This window comes from Thalassotalea sp. Y01, assembly GCF_012932945.1.
GTDB lineage: Bacteria > Pseudomonadota > Gammaproteobacteria > Enterobacterales > Alteromonadaceae > Thalassotalea_A.
This window is the reverse complement of record NZ_JABBXG010000002.1, coordinates 197,713-203,863: the sequence shown is the minus strand read 5'-3', so window position 1 is coordinate 203,863 and position 6,151 is coordinate 197,713. Positions and strand designations below refer to the sequence as shown.

The window sequence follows — 6,151 nt, the reverse complement described above, 5'->3', positions numbered from 1 at the left end:
AAGCCACCTCGAAACGAAGGGAGATCCCATCCAAAGGCATGATGGGATGACGGTGAATTCTTTCTATATATGAACGACTCCAAATGGCACAAAGCAGTCCCTCAAAGCCACTTCAAAACAAGGGGAGGTTACGGCCTTCGCCGCAATGACGGAGTTAATTTTCTTACTTCTGTTCGTGGTCGACAAAGCGGACCTTGTAGTCTCTTCTTCTCACTCTAGCTTAGCCCCTAAATATGAAAATTATTTAGGGGCTACTTCTTTATATGACGGTGCTCTTTTTCTAATTTCTATTCGTGGCAAAAGCGGCTGATTAGAAACTCTTCGAAACTGATGGAGATCCCATCCAAAAGCATGATGGGATGACGGTGTTCTTTTTCTGCTTACTAATAACAAAAAGCCTTAACAAAATTTATTTGTTAAGGCTTGATCAGTTTACGTTCCAAGTGCATTAATGCATTTTTTTAGGTGCAGTTATTTTTTACCAGGAACTCTTGATGGGCCATTACCTGATTTGCCATTGGTAATGTACATGCTTACCTCATAATTACCGGTGCGAAGATCGCCATTGCCTGACCCGTCCAGTGATAGAAAGCCAAATCCTGGGATCAGTAACAAGTCAGGTGCAGACACTTTTAAAACGTATTCGCCGTCTCTTTCCAGAGGCGCATCAACGAGTAATGCATCAAAACCTTCAAAGTTTTGGAAGTTTTGTTGAACCAGAGTCATTGATTGGTCTTCTTCCACATAGTACAAAGCGACAGCGCCAATCACGAAATCTGCGACCATAAATTGTTGAGCAGAAGGGGTGTCAAAACCAAAGAATTCTGCACTTAAGAATTGTCCTGCTTTTGCTTTAAAACGATAGCTGTCCATTTCATCAACCTCAGAAATGCTGCCCGCAACGCGTGCTTCCAGTAACTCAAGTTGTCCTTCAGAATTTTCGCCATCGAATAAGGTGTTTGGCGCTAGAACGCGACGTAACTTAACCATTTTATCCGCACCAGATACATTGTCTTCCATGAGAATACGAGGGCGTTGGTTAGCAGCTAATTTTAAAGCAGAACGTTCTGAGAAAAAGCGCAAGTCGACAGTGCTGTCGGTAAAGCCTGTACCAACACTGGCTCCTGATGCCATTGTGTGGTCAAACGATTCTTCTGCAGCCAATGGACCGTCAAACACAGGGAAAAAGTCACCTGTACCTGGTGTTACACCATCACCTGGAGCGCCAAAACTGTCATGATGGCGTAGACCTAAGTTATGACCAAGTTCGTGTGCGCCCGTATTTGATGCTTGGTTAACAATGGCCGTAGAAAGCGCGCCTTGTACATCGCCATCGACAATTGGAATACCAGAAATTCGAGAGAAAAAACCTCCACTGGGGTCAATCTGAACCAATACTTCCCACAAGCTGGCATCAACAAAGGCACTGTCATCACGCAAGGTATTTCGAATATCAATGGATTGCGCTCGACCAAATAAAATACCGCTGCCGAAATCAATACAAATACCATCAGAGTCCTGACATTCAAAACTTAATGTTGAGTACACGCCGTTTTTGGGTTCTGTTTGAGTGAAAGAAACATTGAAGCCTTGATAACGACTTTCAATGTTGGCTTGTACGGCGTCACGTTCTTCTTGTGTGTAAACATGACTGATGAAGGTTTGAGGCACGCCAGGGACAAAAGTAATGGCCTCGAATGTTTCTGAACTCTGTTCAAAATCCAAAAACACAACTTGAGTGCTGTTGTCATTTTGGCCTAACGCCAAACCTGGCGACTTTTTATAATAACTATTTTCTTTTTTTGCCATCGCATTGGCTTTTGCAGCATTTTCCGCTTTGGTTGCCGCAGACAATATTGCCAGTGTTTGTTCTACATTTAGGCCGCGGCGATCCTGGCAGGATGTTGTGCCGCAATCATCGGTTATCACAGGAAGACTCTTAATCGCGTTAACGTCATTAGCAAAAGCAAACGAGCTTATAAAGGCTGTAGACGCAATAAACCCGGTTCCGACAAACTTGTTAATCTTGTTCATAACTTTTTATTTTCCTAAGTGGTAGTTGAAATAACTAAGCGTCATCATTGACGCAGTAATAGTTCACATGCTTAAACGCAAGAAAGATGAGAATTAGATCAGTTTTTAAACAGAGTAAACGTGCCAAAGACTACGATAGGTTAATGTAATATTTGACTAATTCTTGAAAGATTAAAGGTAGAGTAGGATTTATTTGGGTGTGGGCGAGACACTAAAAAGCCAGACAGTGTCTGGCTTTTATTCGAATGATGTTGTTTACAGTTAGTTGAAATCGACTTCGCTTGTTTGTTTGTCTTCAACAATCGCTGTTTTAGCTGAAATAAACTCAAGCTCATCGGCTGCTTCACTGTCATCGCTTGAACAGGTAAGTGCTAAGGTGTAATCGCCTGCTTGTACGTAGCCAATTTCGTACTCGTAATCACCTTGTTCTTCCATCTCAACAGCAACTGACGCTACTGGCTCGGTTTTATCACCGGCATATTCACCGGTATTGGCGTTGTAATGCATATCACCCATATCGGCAACAGCAACGGTGCCCTCGTAAAGGTAAACAAATGCGCCATTCATATCACAGGCTTCACCTTGAATAAGCATTTCGTTTACATCACCTTCGATATGGCCGGCAGTGTTATTATCAACCAAACGAACGCCACGAGGTTTTAATACCAAGTCTTCACTGTTTTGTGGGTTAACCATAGATTTACGCAGATCAAATTCAACGGTAAGGCTCACTTCGCTGCCTTGTGTTGCCACAAAACCATCAAGCTTTAATTCGTTTGAAGGAACGGTAAGGTTAACGACTTTGGTTTCTTCGGTGTATTCACCGGTTTCTTCGTTCATTACCTTAACAACGGCGTAAGACTCAGGCGTAATACTTAAACGCAATTGGCTGTATTCGCCGACTGGAATTCTTGTGCCTGTGATTAAAGTGGCGGCATCATCACCCGTAAACTGCATTAAATCGATACCGTGGGTGTTAGGAACCACGTTACCAGATTCGTCTTTACAAACATCGTTAGCGGCAACTTCACCGTTTTCACCACCAACAATAAAGTTTTGAGTGTTTTCACCAGCGCGCAATTCTACTTCATTGAAACACGCTACAACTGACGTTGCGTGATCAACTGGAGCATCAGAAACAGACAGGTTAAACGCTACGGTATCGTCGTCACTACTGCTGCTACCACCGCAAGCACTGAGAATAAAAGGGGAAGATATCAAAAGGGCAATAGCCGTTTTTTTAAATACTGACATGGAGTATCCTTAATTTAATTATTTTTATTTAAGCGGGGGCTCATAGTATCTTAAACCCCTCTTATAATAATGCAACCAAAGTGTAATTATCTGTAGAGTTATGTAAATCAATGGCTTAGTCTGGAATTGACAGCTGAAGCCAATAAAAATGCGTTCTGCAAGGCTGGTTGCAGAGCGCATTCTATCAAGGTTTATCGCTTTATTCTTGGTTATTTAAAAACTAAATTACGCTTCGTATTCTAATGGATCTTTAGCGTTGTTTTCGGCAAACGCCTCAAGTCTCTCCTGACAGGCGCCACATTTTCCACAGGCCTTTTCGCGGCCGTTATAACAAGTCCACGATTTACCATAATCAAGACCCATTTTTAGGCCGTCGGTAAGGATATCGATTTTACTTACTTTTAAATATGGGCTGTAAATTTCGACCGGTTCATAATTTGCTATTTGGCAAACATCATTCATTTTTTCAACAAACTCAGGACGGCAATCAGGATAAATCGCGTGATCACCAGAATGGGCGCCATAATAGACTTGGCTCGCTTCAACCGATACCGCATAACCTACCGCTAGCGACAATAAAATCATATTACGGTTTGGCACCACCGTTGATTTCATCGATTCTTCTTCATAATGACCTTCAGGAATATCAATGGCATCAGTGAGTGACGAACCTGCCAGTAATTGATTAATGGCGGTGATATCGATCACCTTATGAGGAATGTCTAACTCACGGCAAACATTGGCGGCGTATTCAATTTCTTTTACGTGCTTTTGGCCGTAATCAAAGGTTAGGGCATACACTTGTTTTCCATCACGTACTGCTTTATTCAAAACCGTGAATGAATCCATGCCACCTGAGTATATAACGACGACTTTATTGGAGATGTTTTCTGACATTTTTCAGCCTTTTATATGAGAAGATGAGGTATACTGATCATACTTATTTTACTCGAAAATATCGTATCTCTAAAGTTTATTATGAGTCATTACAAAATTAACGAACTATTCGAAACCATTCAGGGCGAAGGCTCTTTTACAGGTCAACCGTCTATATTTATCCGTTTGCAAGGTTGCCCTGTGGGTTGTAGCTGGTGTGACACCAAACATACATGGGAAATTAACCTTGAATCGCAAGTGAGTACGCAAACGGTTTTAACGAAATCCGCAGAGACCGATGAATGGGTCGAATTAGAGCCAGAAGAGATTTTGCGTACCGTGCAAGGCCAAGGGTTTAAGGCGCGCCATATTGTGGTCACCGGCGGTGAGCCTTGTATGTACGACTTAACACCGCTGTGCCAGTTATTCGAAGAGCACGGTTATAGCACTCAGATTGAAACCTCGGGTACATTTGAAATTCTTACCACAGAGTCTTGTTGGGTAACCGTGTCTCCAAAAGTGAATATGCGCGGTGGCTATAAAGTGTTATCGTCGGCGATGTTAAGAGCCAATGAAATCAAGCATCCTGTGGCGACTGAGCAGCATGTCGATGATTTAAAGGCGCTATTAAACCAACACCAAATTACCGAAACGCAAGTGTACTTGCAGCCCATCAGCCAAAAAGATAGAGCGACCAAGTTAGCCATCGATACCTGTATCGACAATAATTGGCGCCTGTCAGTGCAAGTACATAAATACATTGGCATTGAATAACCGTTGTTGATGTGAACAGATAATAATAATTAACAGGATCGAGTGTGGCTTTAGAATACATCTTGGCATTTTTATTACTTGGTGGTTTAGTCGGTGTGATGGCCGGCTTGCTTGGTATTGGTGGCGGTGCCCTGATGGTACCCATGTTAACCAGTATCTTTGCGGTGATGGGGGTTGCCAATGATGTCATTGTCCACTTAGCGCTTGGTACATCGATGGCGTGTATTATTGTTACCTCTATTTCGTCTTTAAAATCGCACCACAACAGGGGCGGAGTGCTGTGGCCTATCGTCAAAGCTATGGTGCCTGGGATCCTTATAGGTACCTTTGTCGCAACGTTTATAGCGGCAAAGACAGAACCCTTATATTTGGCATTATTCTTTGCTCTATTTATGAGCTACGTTTCAATTCAGATGTTTATCAATAAGCAACCTAAACCTGATAAAAGCGTAGGTGGTAATGGTGAATTAATTGCCACAGGTTCAGGAATAGGCGCCATTTCGGCCCTGGTTTCCATTGGTGGTGGCACACTGACGGTGCCTTATTTGGTTTGGCGCAATATTGAAATGACCAAAGCCATCGGCACATCAGCAGCGTGCGGTTTTCCTATCGCTGTAGCGGGTACTTTGGGATATATCTTAAATGGTTATAATGAAGGTGTAGCTCAAGATTACACCTTAGGTTTTGTGTATTGGCCGGCGGTCGTTTTAATATCAATAACCAGTTACTTCACCGCACCTATCGGTGTCAAACTGGCTCATACCTTACCGGTGGCAACCTTAAAAAAGCTATTTGCTGTTTTTGTGGTAATTATTTCCATAAAAATGGTAATGACGGTATTAGGTTAGACTGATACTCCGTATGGAATCGTAATGAAAAACGCAAAAATAATACTGTCTGTCGTTTATAGTCTACTTGCTGCTTATGGGGTTGTATCGGTGTTACTTGGAAACATACCCGCATACGCTCTAGTCTTTGTTTTTCTGTATCTTGGCACTGCTGCGGCGCTCAATAATAAGGGCGGTAAAATTGCGACGGGGATCGCGTACTTTTGCGGTGGTATGCTTATTATTTTTGGTATTCTCGCTGTGATCATGTTTATCTCTACCTTTTATGGGCATGAGTATGATCCAATTTCACCGATCGTTTTTGCCGTTGCTGGTATCGTCGGTGTAATGACGATTTATTTGTTGAGGCGAGCTAATTAAAGCTC

The 6,151-nt window shown here is 42.5% G+C and carries 6 protein-coding genes; 3 read left to right on the top strand and 3 right to left on the bottom strand.

Annotation, left to right across the window (positions count from 1 at the left end; translation table 11 throughout):
- Positions 1-471: 471 nt before the first annotated feature.
- The 3 genes from HII16_RS03755 to queC form a co-directional block, all read right to left on the bottom strand.
- Positions 472-2,034, bottom strand: coding sequence for a hypothetical protein (locus tag HII16_RS03755; protein WP_169127600.1), 1,563 nt, complete (start codon positions 2,032-2,034; stop codon positions 472-474).
- A 261-nt stretch (positions 2,035-2,295) separates the two neighbouring features.
- On the bottom strand, positions 2,296-3,288 hold the full coding sequence (locus HII16_RS03750; RefSeq protein WP_169127598.1) for a DUF4382 domain-containing protein: 993 nt from the start codon (positions 3,286-3,288) through the stop codon (positions 2,296-2,298).
- 225 nt (positions 3,289-3,513) lie between these two features.
- Entirely contained in the window at positions 3,514-4,173 is a 660-nt protein-coding gene (gene queC, locus HII16_RS03745; protein ID WP_169127992.1) for a 7-cyano-7-deazaguanine synthase QueC, read from the bottom strand.
- Between the two features lie 93 nt (positions 4,174-4,266).
- Here queC and queE point away from each other — a divergent pair, with 93 nt between their 5' ends.
- From queE to HII16_RS03730, 3 genes are read left to right on the top strand one after another with little or no spacing between them, the layout of a single operon-like run.
- A complete protein-coding gene (gene queE, locus HII16_RS03740) occupies positions 4,267-4,938 on the top strand; it encodes a 7-carboxy-7-deazaguanine synthase QueE (protein ID WP_169127596.1) in 672 nt (223 codons plus the stop codon).
- A 44-nt stretch (positions 4,939-4,982) separates the two neighbouring features.
- The gene (locus tag HII16_RS03735; RefSeq protein ID WP_169127594.1) at positions 4,983-5,786 is read left to right on the top strand and encodes a sulfite exporter TauE/SafE family protein; all 804 of its coding nucleotides are present in this window, start codon (positions 4,983-4,985) and stop codon (positions 5,784-5,786) included.
- A gap of 24 nt (positions 5,787-5,810) precedes the next feature.
- Positions 5,811-6,146: a hypothetical protein gene (locus tag HII16_RS03730; RefSeq protein ID WP_169127592.1), complete on the top strand. Its 336-nt coding sequence runs from the start codon at positions 5,811-5,813 to the stop codon at positions 6,144-6,146.
- Positions 6,147-6,151 lie beyond the last annotated feature (5 nt).